Source organism: Nocardioides sp. GCM10030259 (assembly GCF_042666375.1).
Lineage (GTDB): Bacteria > Actinomycetota > Actinomycetes > Propionibacteriales > Nocardioidaceae > Nocardioides.
The window spans coordinates 26561-45187 of the sequence record NZ_JBHTDF010000019.1; the positions used below are offsets into that span (position 1 = coordinate 26561).

Below are 18627 nucleotides of genomic sequence, written 5' to 3' on the forward strand. Positions count from 1 at the left end.
GCACCCCATGAGCAACACCGGCCTCGTCGGCGTCTACCAACCCGGCACCACCGTGCTGCACCGCCTGCCGGTCGGCGTGAAGCTCGGCGGGCTGATGGTGTTCAGCCTCGCGATCGTGCTGGTGCGGAGCATGCCGGCGGCCTGGGTCTTCCTCGCGATCGCCCTCGGACTGGCCCTGCTCGCCAGGATCCGGCTGGCGACGGTGGCGCGGGCGGCGCGTGCGGTCCTGCTGCTCGCGGTCTTCGTCGGCGCGCTGCAGTGGTGGTGGTACGGCCGCGACAAGGCGATCGAGACGTTCGTCGACCTGGTGGCGCTGTCGCTGGGCGCCGTCGTCGTGTCGGCCACGACGCCGGTCAACGCGATGCTCGACGCCCTGATCCGCTGGATCGGGCCGCTGCGTCGGTTCGGGGTGGACCCCGACCGGGTCGCGCTCACGGTCGGGCTCGCGATCCAGGCGCTGCCGGGCACGGTCGCACTCGCGGTCGAGACCCGCGACGCGGCGCGCGCCCGCGGCGTACGCCATCCGCGCGCCTTCCTCACGCCGTTCGTGATCCGGGTGGTCGCGCGGGCGCACGAGACCGGCGACGCCCTGCACGCGCGCGGGATCGGTGACGACTAGGCACCGCCGTGCTCGGCGAGCCACTGGGTCGCCCGACGCTTCGACGCCTGCGCGAGCCACGCGTCCTGCACGACCTCCACGAGCTCGTCGCGGGTGAGCTCGCCGATCCTGCTGGCGCGCAGCAGCACCGACGGATGGCCGTTGAAGTGCGGGGTGGTGAAGTACGGCGTCGACTCGTCGAGCACCATCGCCTGCTTGTCGGCCTCCGACGGCACCCAGAAGACGATGACGTCGTCGTACCGCTCACCCGTCTCCGGGTCGACCGCGTCCGGCCGCGGGGTCCGGAAGAAGACGAACGACTTCCTGCCGACCTGGTAGACCGGCCGCTCGCGCGTCGTGCCCTCGGCGATCTCGGCGTACGGCATCGCGAGGGCGATCTCATGGACGTCCTCGACCCGCGCCTTCCGGGATCGGCTCATCCCGCGTAGGGCACCTCGGTCTGCCAGTCGGCCTCGAGCTGGTGCGCGGCGTCCCAGAGCACCTCGGCGACCCGGTCGGGCGTGAACGGCCCCTCTTTGCCGAGGGTGCCGCGCACCGTCACCGAGACCGCGCGGATGCCGTCGTCCTGGAGCGTGGTGTCGATGCTGTGCACGAGGTTGCGTACGCCGGCCTTCTGGATGCCGAGCGACGCCGCCTTGTTCCACGGCTTGTCGGCGGCCATGCTCCCGGTGACCGTCACCCGGCCGCCCTCGCCCATGAACGGCCGCGCGGCCTGCACGCTCGTGAGCAGGGCGCCGACGCCGAGCGCGAGGTCGTCGAGCAGCTCGTCGACCGTGAGCTCGAGCGGGTCCTTCTCGCGGAAGGCGCTGGGGTTGAAGTGCAGCACGTCGATGCGGCCGAAGTTCTCGCCCATCGTCGCGATCGTCTCGGTCGTGGCGTCGACGTCGGTGATGTCGACCACGGCGATCTGTCCGTTGGCGCCGAGCGCCTCCAGGTCGACGCCCAGGGCGGCGAGCTCCTCGGGGTCGATGCCGAGCAGGCCGACGTCGTAGCCCTCCCGCGCATAGCGGCGCGCGACCGAACCGCTCACTCCCGGACCTGCTCCGACGACCACGATGACCGGACGACTCATGCAGCCACCGTAGCCAGCGATGCCGGAGGCGATGCGTCAGCTCGGCTGGTTGAGGAACCAGCGGTGCCCGAACGGGTCGTGGAAGACCGCGACCCGACCGGCCGGAGGGCTGTCCTCGGGCCCGCCATCCAGGGGCACCCCCGCGCGCGTGACGCGGTCGCAGACGGCGTCCACGTCAGCCACGGTGAGATGGAGCGAGACCGCGTTGCCGCGGCGCGGGTCGGGCGCCGCGACGCCGGCCGAGTCGAACTCGTCCGACATCATCCAGCCTGCGCCGTCGACCGCCAGCTCGACGTGGCCGACGCGTCCGTCGTCCATCACGATCGGATCGAAGGTCACCTCGGCGCCCAGCACGTCGACGTACCACGCGATCGCGGCCCGGGCGTCCGAGACGCAGAGGTACGGCGTCAGCTCGCTCACCACACGTCCCCCTCCCGCCAGTCGCAGGTGATCGGGGCGTCGAGGTTGATCCCGTTGCCGCGCACGTAGAGCCCGCCGTCGTCGTCGGGCGTGGGCACCACACCTACGGTCGTCGCCACCGACGACGGCCCGCGCCAGAGGTCCCAGCCGCGCGCCTCGTAGAACGGGATCGCGCCGTCGGAGGCACTCAGCGCCAACACGTCGTATCCCGGCGCCAGCTCCTCGAGCGACTCCATGACCGCCGAGCCGTGGCCGCTCCGGCGTACGTCGTCGGCGACCGCCACCGCCTCGACGTACCCGCACCGCACCCACATCCCGTCGACCATGAGCCGGCGCAGCACCAGCGAGCCGTGGGCGACCAGGCGACCGTTCTCGTGCACGACGGCGTGCATGCCGCCGAGGGCGTGCGACCAGTCGGCGGGTGTGAAGTCGCCGAACGCCGCGTCGCACAGCGCGCGGGCTTCGTCGAGGTCCGCCGCGCTGAGCTCGGCGGTGTGGCAGCGGCGCACGGTCACCATCTCTGTCACCATCCGGGTGCCTTTCGTTCGGCCCACGGCGCGGCCTGCTCGACCTGCGCCGCGAGCGAGATCAACAGCTCCTCCTCGGCCGGCCGCGCGGCGATCATGACGCCGACCGGAAGGCCGTCGGGGGTCCAGTGCAGCGGGAGGGAGACCGCCGGCATGCCGGTGACGTTCCACGCGGACGTCCACGGGGTGAACGCCTTCTGCGCCTCGAAGTCACGCTCGGGGTGCTCGTCGTCGCGCATCGCACCGACCGGCAGCGGCGGCGTCGCGAGGGTCGGGGTGAGCACCGCGTCGTACGGCGCGAGGGCGGTCAGCGCAGCCGCCGCATGGCGTCGCATCGCGCCGATGGCGAGCCCGAACTCGGGTCCGCTGACCGCGCGACCGCGCTCGGAGAGCCATCGCGTGAGCGGCCGGAGCAGGTGCTCGCGGTCGGGCGGTGCGACGGAGAGTGCGGTCAGCACGGCCCAGCAGGTCTCGAAGACCGGGACCGCCTCGGCGGGCAGGGGCACGTCGACGTCCTCGACCTCGTGGCCGAGCGACTCGAGCAGCCGGGACGCGTCCTCCCAGGCCCGCACGCACTCCTTGTCGACGGGAGTGTCGGTGATGACTGGTGTGATGAAGCGCGCGACCCGAAGCCGCCCCGGGTCGCGGCCGCAGGCCGACAGGAAGCTCTCGGAAGGAGGTGGTGCCCAGGCCGGATCACCCACGCGACGACCGCCGAGCACGTCGAGCATCGCCGCCGCGTCGGCGACCGTCCGGGCGATCGGCCCGGCCGTCGCCAAACCCACCGGGTCGCCGTACATGGGGTGACCACTGATCCGCCCACGCGTGGGCTTGAGTCCGACGAGCCCGCAGCAGGAGGCCGGGATCCGGATGGACCCGCCGCCGTCGGATCCCTGGGCGAGCGGCACCAGGCCGGCCGCGACGGCGGCCGCCGCGCCACCCGACGAGCCGCCGGCCGTGCGGGTGCGGTCCCACGGCGTCACCGCCGGGGGCGCCACGTCGGGCTCGGTGTAGCAGGGCGACCCGAACTCGGGGGTGTTCGTCTTGCCGAGGCTCACCAGTCCCGCGGCCTCGATCGACAGCGTGACGCCGTCGGAGACCTCCGGCACGTGGTCGGCGTACGCCGCGGAGCCGAACGTCGTGCGCACCCCGGCCGTCAGGTTGAGGTCCTTGATCGCGGTGGGCACGCCGTAGAGCGGGCCCGTGCCGTCGCCGGCCTCGAGTCGCGACGCGCGGTCCCGGGCGAGGTCGGGGGTGAGCGTGACGAACGCGCCGACCGAGTCGAGTCGGTCGGCGCGTTCGAGGTAGTGCTCGGTCAGCTCCGTGGGCGACACCTCGCGGCGCCGCACCAGGTCGCCCTGCTCCAGCGCGGTCAGGTCATGGAGTTCGGCCACGACCCCGACGCTAGCGGGCGCGGGTGGCAGCCGTCAGGCGGCGGCCTCCGACTCGTAGGCGGCGAGCAGCCGGACGGCGTTGGTCAGCCGGGCCAGCACATCGGGGTCGGTCAGCACGTCGACCTCGATCGCGGACTGGGAGACGGTGACGTCCTCGACGACGGTCGCGCCGGCGATCCGCGCGGAGCGGGCGGTGTCCTCGTGGGCCCACTTCCCGCCGTACGGCGTCGGGGTCGTGCCGATCACTCCGAACGGCTTGCCGACCATCGCGCCGGCGCCGTACGGGCGCGAGAGCCAGTCGATCGCGTTGTTGAGGACGGCCGGCATCGTGCCGTTGTACTCCGGGGTGACGGCCAGGACGCGGTCCGCGCGGCGGACCCGCTCGCGCAGGGCGGCGGCCGAGGAGGGGATGGCGGCGTCGTTGTCGACGTCCTCGTTGTAGAACGGGACCTCGCCGAGGCCGTCGACGATGTCGACGGTGACGCCCTCGGGGGCCTGGGTGGCCAGCAGCTCGGCCAGCTTGCGGTTGACGGAGTCGGAGCGCAGGCTCCCGACCAGGACGGCGATGGTGGTGTCGGTCATGGCAGGCTAAACGGACCATGGTCCGCTTCATATTCCGGGGATCTGCGGAATATCGCGAGCGGTACGTCACACCTGCTCACTAGGGTCACGACATGTCCGAGCCGCACCTGCTGCCGTTGCTCGACGCTCCGCCGCCGGAGCGTCGCGACGCGGCGCGCAACCGCGAGCTCCTGCTCGAGGCGGCGACGGCGCTCGTCGAGCGCTGCGGACCGGGCAGCGTGACGATGGACGCGGTCGCGGCGGCCGCCGGCGTCGGCAAGGGCACGGTGTTCCGACGGTTCGAGTCCCGCGAGGGGCTGATGGCGGCCGTGCTCGACCACTCGGAGACCGAGTGGCAGGCACAGGTCATGTCCGGGCCGCCGCCCCTCGGTCCCGACGCCGACCCGTGGGACCGGCTGCTGGCGTTCGGCCGGTCGCGGCTCGAGACGACCCTGCTGCACGCCGAGCTGATCCGGGCCGCGGGGCAGGCGGGCACGCGCTCGTTCGCGGCGTACTCCTTCGTCGCGATGCACACGCGCTACCTGCTCGGCCAACTCGAGGTGACCGGTGACGTGCCGATCCTCGCGACCGCGCTGCTCGCGCCCCTGGAGGCGCCGATCCTCGACCAGCAGGTGACGATCGAGGGCTTCCCGCTCGAGCGGGTCTACGCCGGCTGGGTCGACCTGGCCCGGCGCATCGTGGGCCGGGACCTCGCGCCGGATCAGTAGCGCTCGACGGTGTCGACCATCCGCTCGGGCGGGTCGTAGGACTCCGGCCAGAAGTCGGTGACCCGGGTGACCAGGCCGTCGCCGCCGAACTCGAGGAAGACCTGCGCCTCCGACCGCTCGGCGCCCACCGACCACTCGAACCAGACCACCGCTCGCTCGGCGTCCGCGATCACGACCTTCGGTCGCAGGCTCCAGTCGCCGGGGTAGGTCTGGTTGAACTCCAGGTAGGCCGCGCGGCCCGAGATGCGCTCCCGGGTCTGCGGCAGCAGGTAGACGACCTCGGGGTCCAGGAGGGCGGTCCAGGCGTCCCAGTCGCGGGCGTCCAGGGTCTGCACGAACGCGCGCGCGAGCGCAGCGGTGTCGGTCATGGGCCGATCATGGCCGACGGCACCGACGGTCAGCCCCGACGGTCAGCCCTGGTGGTGCCGCCGCAGTCCGAACGTGACCCCGTCGACGAGGGCGCCCCACGACGCCTCGATGACGTTGGCGCCGACGCCGACGGTCAGCCAGGACGTCTCGCCGTCGCTGGTCTCGATGAGCACCCGGGTGATCGCGTCGGTGCCGTGGCCCTGGTCGAGGATGCGCACCTTGTAGTCGATGAGCTCGAACTTCGCGACCTCGGGGTACGCCTGCTCGATCGCGGCCCGCAACGCCTGGTCGAGCGCGTTGACGGGACCGTTGCCCTCGCCGGTGACGACGTAGCGGACGCCGCCGGCGCGCAGCTTCACGGTCGCCTCCGAGAGGGCGTCGCCCTGCGGGACGGTCTCGGTGATGACCCGCCAGGACTCGACCTCGAAGTACGTCGGGCGCAGGCCCTCGACCTCCTCGATGAGCAGCAGCTCGAAGGAGGCGTCGGCGGCCTCGAAGGTGAAGCCGCGGTTCTCGAGCACCTTGACCCGGTCGGTGATCCGGGTGACCAGCTCGCGGTCGCCCGAGAGGTCGAAGCCGAGCTCGCGGCCCTTGAGCTCGATCGACGCGCGGCCGGCCATGTCGGAGACCAGCAGCCGCATGTCGTTGCCGACGCCGGCCGGGTCCATGTGCTGGTAGAGGTTCGGATCGACCTTGATGGCGCTCGCGTGCAGGCCGGCCTTGTGCGTGAACGCCGAGCTGCCGACGTACGGCTGCCGGGACGCCGGCGGGAAGTTCGTGACCTCGGCGACCGCGTGGGCGATCCGCGTCGCCTCGCCGAGCAGGCCCTGCGGCAGCACCTGGCGGTCGAGCTTGAGCTCGAGGTTGGCGACGACGGCGACCAGGTCGGCGTTGCCGGTGCGCTCGCCGTAGCCGTTGATGCAGCCCTGCACGTGGGTGGCGCCGGCGTCGACGGCGGAGAGCGAGTTCGCGATCGCGCAGCCGGTGTCGTTGTGGGCATGGATGCCGACCCGGACGCCGGTGGACTCGATGACGTCGTGGACGGTGTCGGCGACCCAGTGCGGCAGCATGCCGCCGTTGGTGTCGCACAGGGCGATGACCGAGGCGCCCGCGTCGTACGCCGTGCGCAGCACCTCGAGCGCGTAGGCGCGGTTGTCCCGGTAGCCGTTGAAGAAGTGCTCGGCGTCGAGGAAGACCTCCTGCCCCTCGGCGCGCAGGTGCGAGACCGTGTCGCGGACCATCGCGAGGTTCTCCTCGAGCGTGGTCCGCAGCGCCAGCTCGACGTGGCGGTCGTGCGACTTCGCCACCAGCGTCACAACGGGAGCGCCGCTGTCGCGCAGCGCCGCGACCAGCGGGTCGTCGGCCGCCTTCACGCCGGCCCGCCGCGTGGCGCCGAACGCCGCCAGCTTCGCGTGCTTGAGGTCGAGCTCCTGGGCTGCCCGCCGGAAGAACTCAGTGTCCTTGGGGTTGGCGCCCGGCCAGCCACCCTCGATGTAGCCGACGCCGAGCCCGTCGAGCTGGCGCGCGATCGCCAGCTTGTCGGCGACCGTCAGGTTGAGCCCCTCCTGCTGCGCGCCGTCACGCAGGGTGGTGTCGTAGACGTGGAACGCGCCGTGGAGGTCCATCGGGCTCTCTTCCATCTTCTGGGCTTCCGTGCTCGGGCAACAAAAAAACCCCCCGGGAACGAGAGGTTGGCGCGTCGGGCTTCCCTGGCGGGAGCGACGACGCGCTAGGCAATGATGATCGGTCGGTGGTGCACGGCCTCATCGTGCCACGCGGCCGTGATCAGCCACCAGGGATCTCGACATGCGGGCGGCCGTCCGCCGGGCTCCAGGAGGTGCCCTCGAGCTCCGCGCGGAGGCCGAGGGCGAGGACACCGGCGACCACGACGACGAGCGCGACGACCCAGGTCCGCGGTCGCGCCGCGAGCGGGTCGACGACCGCGCCGACCGGGTCGCGCAGGCGCGAGCCGCCCGGCCCCCACCACAGTGAGGCGGCGAGCACGACACCGCAGACGAAGAGCGCGAGCTCGAGCCCGGTCGCCACCGCGTAGCAGACCAGCGCGGCCGCGGTCGCCAGGCCGAGGGACCACAGCACGAGCAGCACCGCGCCGGGGATCGACTGGACCAGGTGCCAGGGGGCCGCGACGAGCAGCTGCGCGCCGTCGTACCACTTGCGGCCGCGGTACTGCCGGCGCTGGTCCTGCGCCGACGCCGCCAGCGAGACGCTGCGCAGCAGCCACGTGAGCAGGACGAGGGCTGCCAGCGTGAGCCAGGGGTACGCCGCGCAGCCGGCGCCCGCGGCCAGGGCGAGCCCCGAGAGCAGGGTGCCGCGGCGCAGCCGCTCCGCGAACCCCGGTCGCTGCTCGCCGTAGAGCTCGGTCGCGCCCTCGGGGGGCAGCGCCAGCGTGTACGGCTCGGGCGTGTCGTGGCCGGGCCACACGTCGGTCTCGTCGTCCGCCGCGGCCTGCGAGGCCAGCGCGAGCGGGACGGTGTAGGGGTCGTGCTCGACGGGGGTCGGCGGCGGGGTCGGCGGCGCGTCGCGGCGCGTGGTCAGCGGCCGCAGCCACGCGAGCAGCTCGGCGACGGTCGGGCGGTTGCGCGGCTCGGGGTCGAGGGCGGCGGCGACCACCTGGCCCAGGTCGTCGGGCAGCCCGGTCAGGTCGAACTGGCCGCGCCGGACCCGGTCCATGATCGCCATCGACGGCCCCCGGCCGAACGGCGGGTGCCCGGTGCCGGCGTACGCAACGGTCGCGGCCCAGGAGTGGACGTCGGACGCGGGGGTGGCGTCCTCGCCGTACAGGATCTCGGGCGCGAGGTAGCCCGGCGTGCCGAGCAGCCAGCCGGTGTGGGTGAGCTTCGGGTCGTCGGCGACGCGGGCCAGCCCGAAGTCGATGAGGATCGGGGTGCGCCCCTCCATCAGCACGTTGGAGGGCTTCACGTCGCGGTGCAGCACACCCACGGCGTGGACCGAGGCGAGGCCCTCGGCCAGGCAGCCCGCGAGCCAGTACAGGTCCGGGCCGGTGATCGCCCCCTCGTCGACGATCATGTCGTGCAGGGACGGCCCGGGGACGTAGCGCGTGGCGACGTACGGCACCTCCCCCCACGGGTCGGCGTCGACGATCCCGGCCACCCAGCGGCTGTTCACCCGCTGCAGCGACCCGACCTCGCGCGCCAGGCGCTGCCGGGCCTCGTCGTCGCCGACGATGTGCGGGCGCAGCACCTTGAGGGCGATCCGCTCGCCGTCACCGCGCCGCGCCAGGTGGACCACGCCCATGCCGCCCTCGCCCAGCTTGGTCAGCAGCGTGTAGCCGCCGATGGTGGGGCGCTCGGCCGAGCCGGCGGAGCCGGCCGGCGAGGGGGTGCTCGTCACGGCCCGAGGCTACCTGTGACCGGGTCGGCATCCGGGCAGAACGGCCACCCTCTTCCAGACACCGTCCCGCCACCAGTAAGGTAAGCCTTACCTTGTCGTGCGGGGCCGTCCGTCCTGCGCTCTCCCGAGAACCCTGGACCGCCGATGACCTCGACCGCGCCCCCACCGGTGGCGTCACCCGCCCGGCCGGCGCCTGCCCTGCGGCACGGGACCGTGCGCGGCCTCGTGGTGCTGGCCCTGCTGCTCGCCCTGGCGACCCTGGTCAGCCTGGCGGTCGGGAGCCGCCCGATCGGGCTCCCGACCGTGCTCGACGTGCTCTTCAGCCCCGACGGGTCGGACGCGTCGACGATCGTCCACGACCTGCGCATCCCCCGGACCGTGCTCGCGATCGCGGTCGGCATCGCGCTCGGCATCGCCGGCGCGCTGATGCAGGGCCACACCCGCAACCCGCTCGCCGACCCGGGCCTGCTCGGCGTCGAGGCGGGTGCGGCGTTCGCGGTCGTCATCGGCATCTACGCGTTCGGCGTCCACGACCTCACCGGCTACGCCTGGTTCTCGCTCGCCGGCGCCGGCCTCGCCGCAGCGGCCGTCTTCGCGATCGGCTCGACGAGGGGCGGTCCCGACCCGGTGTCGCTGGTGCTCGCCGGCACGGCCGTCAGCGCGCTCCTCTTCGCCCTCACCCAGGTCGTCGTGCTCCGCGACATCGACACCCTCGACGCCTACCGGTTCTGGGCCGTCGGCTCGGTCGCCGGACGCGGCATGGAGGTCTTCTGGGAGGTGCTGCCGTTCATCGTCGTCGGGCTCGCGCTCGCCGCGAGCAGCGCCTCGACGCTCAACCTGCTGCAGCTCGGCGACGACGTCGCCGTCTCCCTCGGCCTGCACCCGATGCGGCACAAGGCGATCGGCGTCCTCGGCGTGATGATGCTGACCGGCGCCGCGACCGCCGCCTGCGGCCCGATCGCCTTCGTCGGCCTCGTCGTCCCGCACGTCGCGCGCTTCTTCGCGGGCGTCGACTACCGCTGGGTGATCCCGTACTCCGCCTTCATCGGGGCGCTGCTGCTCGTCGTCGCCGACGTCATCGGGCGGGTGATCGTCCGGCCCGGCGAGCTCCAGGTCGGCATCGTGATGGCGCTGATCGGCGGCCCCGTGTTCATCTACCTGGTCCGACGAACCCGGATGGTGCGGATATGACGACCCTCAGCGCGCCGATCCGGATCGGCGCCGCGTCCTGGCTGGTGCCGCTGCGCGCCGGGCTCGCCTGCCTCGGCGGCCTGGTGCTGCTCGCCGTCCTGGTCGCGCTCGACCTGGCGAAGGGCGACTTCGAGATCCCGGTGACCGACGTCATCCGCACGCTCCTGGGCGGCGGCGACGCCGGCCAGCAGTTCATCGTGATGGAGCTGCGGCTCCCGCAGACGCTCGTCGCGATCCTCACCGGCGCCGCGCTCGGCCTGTCCGGGGCGCTCTTCCAGACGTTCGCGCGCAACCCGCTGGCCAGCCCCGACATCCTCGGCGTCACCCGGGGCGCCGCCCTCGGCGCGGTCGCGGTGATCGTGCTCTCCGGAGCGTCCGGGTACGGCGGCGGCCTGATCACCGGGCCACTGCAGACGATGGGCGTGCCGCTCGCGGCGTTCACCGGCGGCATGCTCGCCGCGACGCTGCTCTACCTGCTCTCGTGGCGCAAGGGCATCGACGGCCAGCGCCTGGTGCTCGTCGGCATCGGGCTGAGCGCCGCCCTGACGGCCGCCACGTCGTACCTGCTCGTGAAGGCGCGGATCGAGGACGCCGCCAGCGCCCACGTCTGGCTCAACGGCTCGCTCAACGCCCGCGGGTGGGAGCAGGCCTGGCCGCTGATCTGGGCCCTCGCCGTGCTCGTGCCCCTGGCCCTGCTGCTCGCCCGCTCGCTCAACGCGCTGCAGCTCGGCGACGACGCCGCCCGCGGGCTGGGCGTGCGGCTCCAGCTCACCCAGCTCCTGACGCTCGTCGCCGCCGTCGGCCTGGTGTCCGTGTCGGTCTCCGCGGTCGGCCCGCTGGAGTTCGTCGCCTTCGTCGTCCCGCAGATCGCGCTCCGGCTCACCGGCGGCTCGCGTCCGCCGATGCTCGCGTCGATGATCTACGGCGCCTGCCTGGTCGTGGCGGCCGACTTCGTGACCCGCGTCCTCATCCCGTTCGCCCTGCCCGCCGGCCTGGTCACCGCGGCGATCGGCGCGCCGTACCTCATCTGGCTGCTGCTCCGCACCAACCGAAAGGTGTCAGCATGAACGCCCCCACTCCCGCCCGGCTGCGCACCGAGGCCGTCTCCGTCGGGTACGGCGAGGACCCGGTCGTCCACTCGCTGTCGCTCGCGGTCGCCGACGGCAAGGTCACGACGATCGTGGGGCCCAACGGGTGCGGCAAGTCGACGCTGCTGCGCACCATGTCGCGGCTGCTCAAGCCCGCGAGCGGCACCGTCTTCCTCGACGGCGAGCCGATCCATGACGTCTCCACCCGCGAGGTCGCTCGCCGGATGGCGCTGCTGCCGCAGAGCCCGATCGCCCCCGACGGCCTGCTCGTCCGGGACCTGGTCGGCCGCGGCCGGCACCCGCACCAGCGCTGGTTCAGCCAGTGGTCGCCTGAGGACGAGCGCATCGTCGACCTCGCGCTCGAGCTGACCGACACCGCGGAGCTCCGCGACCGGCCGCTCGACCAGCTCTCCGGCGGGCAGCGCCAGCGCGCCTGGATCGCGATGACGCTCGCCCAGGACACCGAGCTGCTGCTGCTCGACGAGCCCACGACGTACCTCGACCTCGCCCACCAGGTGGAGGTCCTCGACCTGGTCGCCCGGCTCAACCGCGAGCGCGGCCGCACGGTCGTGATGGTGCTGCACGACCTCAACCTGGCGGCCCGCTACAGCGACGTCATCGTCGTCATGAAGGGCGGCGTGGTCGTCACCGAGGGCACCCCGACCGAGGTGTTCACCTCCGCCATGCTCGCCGAGACGTTCGGCCTCGAGGCCGACGTCCTCTCCGACCCACGCACGGGACTCCCGATCATCGTCCCGGTCTCCTCGGCCGCCACGGCCGTCGCCACCGACCCCCAGCAGAAAGAGCTCGCCCATGCTCCGCAGTCCTGACCGGTTCCGTCGTCGGCTCCTCGTCGGCGCCGTCGCCCTCGCCACGTCCGCCCTGCTCGCCGCCTGCGGCAGCAGCGACGACGGCAGCGACGCCGCCGCCGACAGCAGCGCGGCCCCGGCCCAGGGCCCGTGGAGCTACACCGACGACCTCGGCCAGACCGTCGAGCTCGACGAGACCCCCACCCGCATCGCGGCGTACGGCGACGCGGGCGCGGCGCTCTGGAACTTCGGGATCACCCCGGTCGCGCTCTTCCACTACATGGACCCCGCCGAGGACCCGACGTTCGAGGACATCGAGCTGTCCGAGACCGAGGTGATCGGCACGACGTACGGCGAGATCAACCTCGAGGAGCTCGCCGCGCTGCAGCCCGACCTGATCGTCACCACGACGTACGACGGCGACACCCCCGAGGAGATGTACGGCTTCAAGGACAAGGCGCAGCTGGCGAAGATCAAGGAGATCGCGCCCGTCGTCGGCGTCGAGCAGTCCGGCTCCGCCCTCGACGTCGCCGCGACCAACGAGGAGCTCGCGGCCTCCCTCGGCATCGACACCGCCGAGGGCTCGGACGTCGCCGAGGACAAGGCGGCGTTCGAGGCCGCGTCCGCCGAGCTGACCCAGGCGGCCGGCACCGGCCTCACGGTGCTGCCCATGTACGCCGAGGACGCCGGCCTCTACGTCCTGATCCCGCAGGACGACCCGATGATGAACTACCTGCAGTCCGTCGGGGTCCGGTTCGAGAAGACCGGCGGCAAGGGTGACTACTACTGGGAGACCCTGAGCTGGGAGAACGCCGACAAGTACGACGCCGACCTGATCCTCAACTCCCAGCGCGGCTCCTACTCGACCGAGCAGCTCGAGGAGCAGCCGGTGTTCGGGAAGCTCGCTGCCGTCGAGGCCGGGCAGGTCGAGCCGTGGAAGTTCAAGTCGATGGACTACGTCTCGCTGACGTCGTACATGGAGGAGCTGACCGGCTGGCTGACCGCCGGCCAGGACGTCGCCTGACCCGACGACGCAACGACAAAGGAGCCCGGCCCCCTCGCGGGGCCGGGCTCCTTTCGCGTCGCGGATCAGGCCTGGGCGGCCGGAGGCTCGGTCTTCGGGTCACCGTCGGCGGCCGCGGCGAGCTGCGGGACGTAGCGATCGAGGACGTAGGGGATGCTCAGCGGCGTCACGAAGCTGTGCGCCACGTAGTAGCTGCCGTCGGCCTCGCTGATGTCGACCCAGCGGCCCTCCTCGGCAGCGGTCGTCGACCCGAAGATCGAGCTCACCTGCTTGACGGCCTCGAGGTCGATCCACACGACGGTGCCGATGTCGCCGAGGTCGGAGGTGCGCTCGGCGCTCAGCGAGATGCCGAACTCGCTGTCGTCCGCGGTGGTGATGAGCTCGTGCAGGTCGAAGCCGAGGTCGGTGAGCATCCGCGAGCGCGGGTCCTCGGGACCGTAGATGAAGAGGCCTTCGTACGGCGTGACGACCGCGGCGGTCTGGCCCTCGAACTCGGGGTGCGCCGCGGCCTCGTCGGCGATGCGCTGCTTCACGGAGTCGATGAGCTCCTGCGCCGCCTTCGGCTGGCCGATCGCGGTGCCGACGGTGAGAGCCGCCTCCTCCCACGGGGTGCCGTAGTCGGCGTAGTCGCCGTTCTGGGCGACGACCGGGACCCCCATCGCGGAGAGCTTCTTGTAGTCCTGCTCGGTCAGGCCGGAGTACTGCCCGATGATCAGGTCCGGCGCGAGAGCCGCGATCTTCTCGATCTCGACGCCGTTGGTGTCCTTGAGCATCGTCGGCAGCTCGGCGTCGCCGAGGTGCTCCTGCGCCCACGGGTAGACGCCCTTGAGCTCCTCGTCGCCGAACCAGTACGTCACGCCGACCGGCACCACGCCGAGGGCCATCAGCGTGTCCTGCTCGGTGTAGCCGATGCAGACGACCCGCTCCGGGGCCTTCTCGATCGTGGTCTCGCCGTACTTGTGCGTGATCGTGACGGGGAAGGCACCCTCCTCGGGGCCGGCAGAGGACCCGGTGTCGCTGCCGGTGCTGCCGGTGCTGCCGGAGTCGCTGTCGTCGCCGCAGGCGGCGAGGACGGGTGCGACGGCCAGCACGGACAGGCCGGCGAGGAAGCGGCGGCGACTGGTGTTCATTTCTCTCCTTGGTCGGTCCCGAGACATGGGGTGGTCGAGCGCGTCCCTCAGGCAGGGAACTCGCGCGGGGCCTCACCGTCGACGGCCTGCTCGAGCATCGGCGTGAGCCGGTCGAGGGCGTACTCCAGGCTGAGCGGGGTGAGGAAGTAGAGGGCACCGGCCAGGGTGCCGTCGGCGTAGACCGTCCGGTTCTCGGTGACGGCCGGCAGGGTGTCGATGGTGCCGAAGCCCTGCAGCTGCTCGAACATGTCGGCGTCCTCGGTGGCGAAGACGACGACGTCGGCCTCGATCAGGGCGGTGTTCTCGGCCGAGATCTCGGCCTGCGACCCGATGTCGGGCGCGAAGCCCTCGAGACCCTCGGTCATCGTGAAGCCGAGGTCGGTGAGGAAGCTGGTGCTCAGCCCGTCGGGGTAGACGTAGAGGATGCCGTCGTACGGCCCACCCTGCGAGAACGTCGCGGTCAGACCCTCCCACTCGGGGTGGTCGGCACGAACCTCGGCGAACCTGCCCTCCACCTCGTCGACGAGCGCCTGTCCGTCGGCCTCGCGGCCGAGCGACCGAGCGACCTGGAGGACCTGGTCCTGCCAGGGCGAGAAGTACGGCGTCGAGCCCGCGACGTTCGTGACGGTCGGCGCGATCGCCGACAGCAGCTCGTAGTCCTTCTTCGTCATGCCCGAGTTCGTGCCGATGATCAGGTCCGGCTCGAGCTCCGCGATCTTCTCGAACTCGATGCCGTCGGACTGGCTGAGCACGACCGGCTCCGCGTCACCGAGCAGGTCCTGGGCCCACGGCCAGGTCGCGTGCGGCTGCTCGCCGTACCACTCGGTGACGGCGACGGGCGTCACGCCGAGCTCGAGCAGCACGTCCTGCTCGGTGAGCCCGACGCTGACGACCCGCTCAGGGGCCTCCGGGACCACGGTCTCGCCGAGCCGGTGCTCGACGGTGACCGGGAACGCCGCCGCGCCGCCGGAGTCCACGGGCTCCGTGTCGTCCGATCCTGCGGGGCCGTCGGATCCGCACGCGGTCGCGAACAGGGGAAGCACCAGCGCCGCAGCCGCGGCGGCACGAACACGCATGGCCAACGCCTCTCAGTAAGGTGAGCCTTACCTTAGCCCCCCGGCTTCCGCACGCGACACCGGGTCCGGTGGTCGAGCAGCGAGCGTGCTGCAGGGGTCTCGACAGGCTCGACCACCCGAACCCCGCCCCCGGTGGTCGAGCAGCGAGCGCCAGCGAGCGTCGTCGAGACCCCCGCACCCCACGACGACGCGCACGCCGCAGGGGTCTCGACAGGCTCGACCACCGGTATCCCGGCGCTGCGCTCGCTTCTCCACAGATCGCAACGGGATCGTTCGTCACCGTGCGCGGTCGGGCAGAAGATCGGCATGCCCTGGACCTACATCCTCGAGTGCGCTGACGGCAGCTACTACGTCGGGAGCACGGTCGACCTGGAGAGACGCGTCGCCGAGCACAACTTCGGAGTCGGCGCGACGTACACGCGCATCCGCCGGCGAAGGCCCGTGAAGCTCGCGTGGGCCGGTGAGTTCGAACGCATCGACGAGGCGTTCGCATTCGAGAAGCGCGTGCGGAAGTGGGGCCGGGCGAAGCGGCTCGCCCTCATCGAGGGGCGCTTCACCGACCTTCCTGCGCTGGCCCGCGGGCGGGACCGTCCTCCTCGCGACACCTGAGGCTTCCGGGGTCTCGACAGGCTCGACCACCCGAACCCCGCCCCGGTGGTCGAGCAGCGAGCGCCAGCGAGCGTCGTCGAGACCCCCGCACCCAACCGCGGCCCTCACGCCGCAGGGGCCTCGACAGGCTCGACCGCCGGTCGGGTCAGACGATGCGGTGCATCCAGCCGAAGGTGTCCTCGGCGCGGCCGTACTGGATGTCGACCAGTGCCTGGCGGATCCGCATCGTGAGGTCGTCGGACTGCGGCGCCGGTGCCGAGCCGCCGTCCCAGCGCAGCTCACCGACCGGCGTCACGACCGCGGCGGTGCCGCACGCGAAGATCTCGGTGATCCGGCCGCTCGTCACGCCCTCGCGCCACTCGTCGATCGAGAACCGTCGCTCCTCGACCTGGTGGCCGAGCTTGCCGGCCAGCTCGATGATGCTGGACCGCGTGATGCCCTCGAGGATGGTGCCGGTCTCGGGGGTGACGATGGTGCCGTCGTCGTGCACGAAGTACATGTTCATGCCGCCGAGCTCCTCGACGTACTGCCCCTCCTGGGCGTCGAGGAACACCACCTGGTCGCAGCCCTGGGCGATGGCCTCCTGCTGGGCGACCAGTGAGGAGGCGTAGTTGCCGCCGGTCTTGGCCGCGCCCATGCCGCCGCGGCCGGCGCGGGTGTACTCCTCGGTGAGCCACAGCGTGACCGGCTTGACGCCGCCCTTGAAGTACGCGCCGGCGGGGCTGGCGATCACCATGAAGGTGACGTGCTGGCTCGGCCTGACGCCGAGGAACTTCTCGGTGGCGATCATGAACGGCCGCAGGTAGAGGCTCTTCTCCCCCTCGGCGTCCGGGACCCAGCGCTGGTCGATCTCGACGAGCGCGTCCACGGCCTGCACGAAGTCGTCGACCTCGAGCACCGGGAAGGCGAGCCGATGGCTCGAGCGCACCATGCGGGCGGCGTTCTCCTCCGGCCGGAAGGTCCAGATGGAGCCGTCGTCGCGGCGGTACGCCTTCATGCCCTCGAACGTCTCCTGCGCGTAGTGCAGGACGGCCGTGGCGGGGTCGAGCGTCAGCGGCCCGTAGGGCTCGATGCGCGCGCCGTGCCAGCCGGCGTCGGGGGTCCACTCGACCGTGAGCATGTGGTCCGTGAAGTGCTGGCCGAAGCCGGGGTTCGCGAGGATCTCGGCGAGGCGCTCGTCGGAGACCGGAGCGCTCGACCGGGTGGTGCTGATCTCCATGGGGGACAACTTAGTCGCCCTTCCTACTAAATGAGACCGGCCGGGCACACGAACGTGTGCCCGGCCGTCGGTGGACGTCGACGAAGGCAGCCTCAGCCGGCTACTCGGGCAGCGATCGCGTCGCCGACCTCGGAGGTACGACGGGTCGCGCCCGGCGCCCGGGCGGCGAGGTCGTCGATGGCCGCGGTCTCGATGGCCGCGGCGGCGTCGGCGTACCCGAGGTGGTCGAGCAGCAGCGACGCCGAGAGGATCGCGGCGGTGGGGTCGGCCTTCTGCTGGCCGGCGATGTCGGGCGCGGAGCCGTGCACGGGCTCGAACATCGACGGGGCCGTCCGGTCGGGGTTGACGTTGCCGGAGGCCGCGAGGCCGATGCCGCCGGTGATGGCGGCGGCCAGGTCGGTGATGATGTCGCCGAAGAGGTTGTCGGTGACGATCACGTCGAAGCGCGACGGGTCGGTGGTCATGAAGATCATCGCCGCGTCGATGTGCATGTAGTCGGTCGTGACGTCGGGGTGCTCGGCCGCCACGGACTGGAAGAGCCGCCACCACAGAGAGCCGGCGTTCGTGAGCACGTTGGTCTTGTGGACCAGTGTCAGCTTCTTGCGCGGGCGCCGCTGGGCGCGGGCGAACGCGTCGCGGACGACCCGCTCGACGCCGTACGCCGTGTTGACCGAGACCTCGGTGGCGATCTCCGCCGGTGTTCCGACGCGCAGCGCGCCGCCGTTGCCGGTGTAGGGCCCCTCGGTGCCCTCGCGGACGACCACGAAGTCCACCTCGCCCGGCGCGGCGAGCGGGCCGGGGACGCCCGGGAAGATCCGGGACGGTCGGAGGTTCACGTAGTGGTCGAGCTCGAAGCGGAGCCGCAGCAGCAGGCCGCGCTCGAGGATGCCCGGGGGCAGGTTGGGGTCGTTGGGCTTCCCGCCGACCGCGCCGAGGAGGATGGCGTCGTGCTCGCGGATCTCGCCGAGCACGGAGTCGGGCAGCACCTCGCCGGTCGCGAGGTAGCGCTCGGCGCCGAGGTCGTAGCGGGTCTGCTCGAACTTCACGCCGGCCGGGGCCGCGACCTCGAGCACCTTGAGCGCCTCGGCCGTCACCTCCTGACCGATGCCGTCGCCGGGGATGACGGCGAGGCGGATCGTGCCCGCGGGTGCGTTCGAGTCAGTCGTCATGGGGCCAGAGGCTAGTTGTCGTCGGGGCGCTGGCCGCCGTTGTCCCGCAGGTCGAGCGACGCCTGCACGGCGGCGGCGACGTTCTCGTGGCTGTGCGGGTTCTCGGGGTGGTGCTGGGCGGGTCCCCACTCGGGGTACATGTCGTACATCGGCTTGCTCTTTCTCGTGTGTGTTTCTTCGGTGAGGTGTCCGTGCGGTCCCGGTACACCTGGAACGAAGATGGTCCGCAACGAGAGCAATCGCTCGCGGA

21 protein-coding genes are annotated in these 18627 nt (G+C 72.1%); 7 read left to right on the top strand and 14 right to left on the bottom strand.

Annotated features, from left to right (window positions below):
* Positions 1 to 7: 7 nt before the first annotated feature.
* Entirely contained in the window at positions 8 to 619 is a 612-nt protein-coding gene (locus ACFQQI_RS16465; protein ID WP_378565679.1) for an energy-coupling factor transporter transmembrane component T family protein, read from the top strand.
* Here ACFQQI_RS16465 and ACFQQI_RS16470 read toward each other — a convergent pair.
* The 6 genes from ACFQQI_RS16470 to ACFQQI_RS16495 are packed head-to-tail and all read right to left on the bottom strand — an operon-like array spanning position 616 to position 4614.
* On the bottom strand, positions 616 to 1038 hold the full coding sequence (locus tag ACFQQI_RS16470) for an MmcQ/YjbR family DNA-binding protein (protein ID WP_378565681.1): 423 nt from the start codon (positions 1036 to 1038) through the stop codon (positions 616 to 618). The two genes, ACFQQI_RS16465 and ACFQQI_RS16470, sit on opposite strands and share 4 nt — an antisense overlap.
* Complete coding sequence (locus tag ACFQQI_RS16475; RefSeq protein WP_378565684.1) at positions 1035 to 1691, bottom strand: SDR family oxidoreductase; 657 nt, start codon at positions 1689 to 1691, stop codon at positions 1035 to 1037. Before ACFQQI_RS16475 ends, ACFQQI_RS16470 begins: the two co-directional genes overlap by 4 nt.
* A 36-nt stretch (positions 1692 to 1727) precedes the next feature.
* Positions 1728 to 2111, bottom strand: coding sequence for a VOC family protein (locus ACFQQI_RS16480; protein WP_378565687.1), 384 nt, complete (start codon positions 2109 to 2111; stop codon positions 1728 to 1730).
* Positions 2108 to 2641 carry a GNAT family N-acetyltransferase gene (locus ACFQQI_RS16485; protein WP_378565690.1) on the bottom strand — a complete coding sequence of 178 codons (534 nt, stop codon included), beginning with the start codon at positions 2639 to 2641 and terminating at the stop codon, positions 2108 to 2110. Before ACFQQI_RS16485 ends, ACFQQI_RS16480 begins: the two co-directional genes overlap by 4 nt.
* Positions 2635 to 4032: an amidase gene (locus ACFQQI_RS16490; RefSeq protein WP_378565693.1), complete on the bottom strand. Its 1398-nt coding sequence runs from the start codon at positions 4030 to 4032 to the stop codon at positions 2635 to 2637. The genes ACFQQI_RS16485 and ACFQQI_RS16490 overlap by 7 nt, the downstream gene beginning before the upstream one ends.
* Positions 4033 to 4065: 33 nt before the next feature.
* A complete protein-coding gene (locus tag ACFQQI_RS16495; protein ID WP_378565696.1) occupies positions 4066 to 4614 on the bottom strand; it encodes an NAD(P)H-dependent oxidoreductase in 549 nt (182 codons plus the stop codon).
* Between the two features lie 92 nt (positions 4615 to 4706).
* Between ACFQQI_RS16495 and ACFQQI_RS16500 the strand changes: the two genes are divergently transcribed.
* The gene (locus tag ACFQQI_RS16500; protein ID WP_378565699.1) at positions 4707 to 5321 is read left to right on the top strand and encodes a TetR/AcrR family transcriptional regulator; all 615 of its coding nucleotides are present in this window, start codon (positions 4707 to 4709) and stop codon (positions 5319 to 5321) included.
* Here the strand turns inward: ACFQQI_RS16500 and ACFQQI_RS16505 are convergent.
* From ACFQQI_RS16505 to ACFQQI_RS16515, 3 genes are all read right to left on the bottom strand, one after another.
* Positions 5315 to 5689 carry a nuclear transport factor 2 family protein gene (locus tag ACFQQI_RS16505; protein WP_378565702.1) on the bottom strand — a complete coding sequence of 125 codons (375 nt, stop codon included), beginning with the start codon at positions 5687 to 5689 and terminating at the stop codon, positions 5315 to 5317. The two genes, ACFQQI_RS16500 and ACFQQI_RS16505, sit on opposite strands and share 7 nt — an antisense overlap.
* 42 nt (positions 5690 to 5731) lie before the next feature.
* Positions 5732 to 7315: a citramalate synthase gene (cimA, locus tag ACFQQI_RS16510; RefSeq protein ID WP_378565705.1), complete on the bottom strand. Its 1584-nt coding sequence runs from the start codon at positions 7313 to 7315 to the stop codon at positions 5732 to 5734.
* A 160-nt stretch (positions 7316 to 7475) separates the two neighbouring features.
* Entirely contained in the window at positions 7476 to 9062 is a 1587-nt protein-coding gene (locus ACFQQI_RS16515; protein ID WP_378565709.1) for a serine/threonine-protein kinase, read from the bottom strand.
* A gap of 144 nt (positions 9063 to 9206) precedes the next feature.
* Here ACFQQI_RS16515 and ACFQQI_RS16520 point away from each other — a divergent pair, with 144 nt between their 5' ends.
* The 4 genes from ACFQQI_RS16520 to ACFQQI_RS16535 are packed head-to-tail and all read left to right on the top strand — an operon-like array spanning position 9207 to position 13174.
* The gene (locus ACFQQI_RS16520) at positions 9207 to 10253 is read left to right on the top strand and encodes a FecCD family ABC transporter permease (RefSeq protein WP_378565712.1); all 1047 of its coding nucleotides are present in this window, start codon (positions 9207 to 9209) and stop codon (positions 10251 to 10253) included.
* A complete protein-coding gene (locus tag ACFQQI_RS16525) occupies positions 10250 to 11320 on the top strand; it encodes a FecCD family ABC transporter permease (RefSeq protein WP_378565715.1) in 1071 nt (356 codons plus the stop codon). Before ACFQQI_RS16520 ends, ACFQQI_RS16525 begins: the two co-directional genes overlap by 4 nt.
* A complete protein-coding gene (locus ACFQQI_RS16530; RefSeq protein WP_378565718.1) occupies positions 11317 to 12171 on the top strand; it encodes an ABC transporter ATP-binding protein in 855 nt (284 codons plus the stop codon). The genes ACFQQI_RS16525 and ACFQQI_RS16530 overlap by 4 nt, the downstream gene beginning before the upstream one ends.
* Complete coding sequence (locus ACFQQI_RS16535) at positions 12155 to 13174, top strand: ABC transporter substrate-binding protein (protein WP_378565721.1); 1020 nt, start codon at positions 12155 to 12157, stop codon at positions 13172 to 13174. The genes ACFQQI_RS16530 and ACFQQI_RS16535 overlap by 17 nt, the downstream gene beginning before the upstream one ends.
* Positions 13175 to 13239: 65 nt before the next feature.
* On the opposite strand, the gene ACFQQI_RS16540 is transcribed toward ACFQQI_RS16535, so the two are convergent.
* Positions 13240 to 14304 carry an ABC transporter substrate-binding protein gene (locus ACFQQI_RS16540; protein ID WP_378565724.1) on the bottom strand — a complete coding sequence of 355 codons (1065 nt, stop codon included), beginning with the start codon at positions 14302 to 14304 and terminating at the stop codon, positions 13240 to 13242.
* A 47-nt stretch (positions 14305 to 14351) separates the two neighbouring features.
* Positions 14352 to 15380, bottom strand: a complete 1029-nt coding sequence (locus ACFQQI_RS16545; RefSeq protein WP_378565727.1) for an iron-siderophore ABC transporter substrate-binding protein — start codon at positions 15378 to 15380, stop codon at positions 14352 to 14354.
* Positions 15381 to 15686: 306 nt separating this feature from the next.
* On the opposite strand from ACFQQI_RS16545, the gene ACFQQI_RS16550 reads away from it, so the two are divergent.
* Entirely contained in the window at positions 15687 to 15989 is a 303-nt protein-coding gene (locus tag ACFQQI_RS16550) for a GIY-YIG nuclease family protein (protein ID WP_378565730.1), read from the top strand.
* Positions 15990 to 16134: 145 nt separating this feature from the next.
* On the opposite strand, the gene ACFQQI_RS16555 is transcribed toward ACFQQI_RS16550, so the two are convergent.
* The 3 genes from ACFQQI_RS16555 to ACFQQI_RS16565 form a co-directional block, all read right to left on the bottom strand.
* Positions 16135 to 17208: a branched-chain amino acid aminotransferase gene (locus ACFQQI_RS16555; protein WP_378565733.1), complete on the bottom strand. Its 1074-nt coding sequence runs from the start codon at positions 17206 to 17208 to the stop codon at positions 16135 to 16137.
* Positions 17209 to 17300: 92 nt separating this feature from the next.
* Positions 17301 to 18377, bottom strand: coding sequence for a 3-isopropylmalate dehydrogenase (locus tag ACFQQI_RS16560; protein ID WP_378565737.1), 1077 nt, complete (start codon positions 18375 to 18377; stop codon positions 17301 to 17303).
* An 11-nt stretch (positions 18378 to 18388) separates the two neighbouring features.
* Positions 18389 to 18526 carry a hypothetical protein gene (locus ACFQQI_RS16565; RefSeq protein ID WP_378565740.1) on the bottom strand — a complete coding sequence of 46 codons (138 nt, stop codon included), beginning with the start codon at positions 18524 to 18526 and terminating at the stop codon, positions 18389 to 18391.
* Between the last annotated feature and the right edge of the window lie 101 nt (positions 18527 to 18627).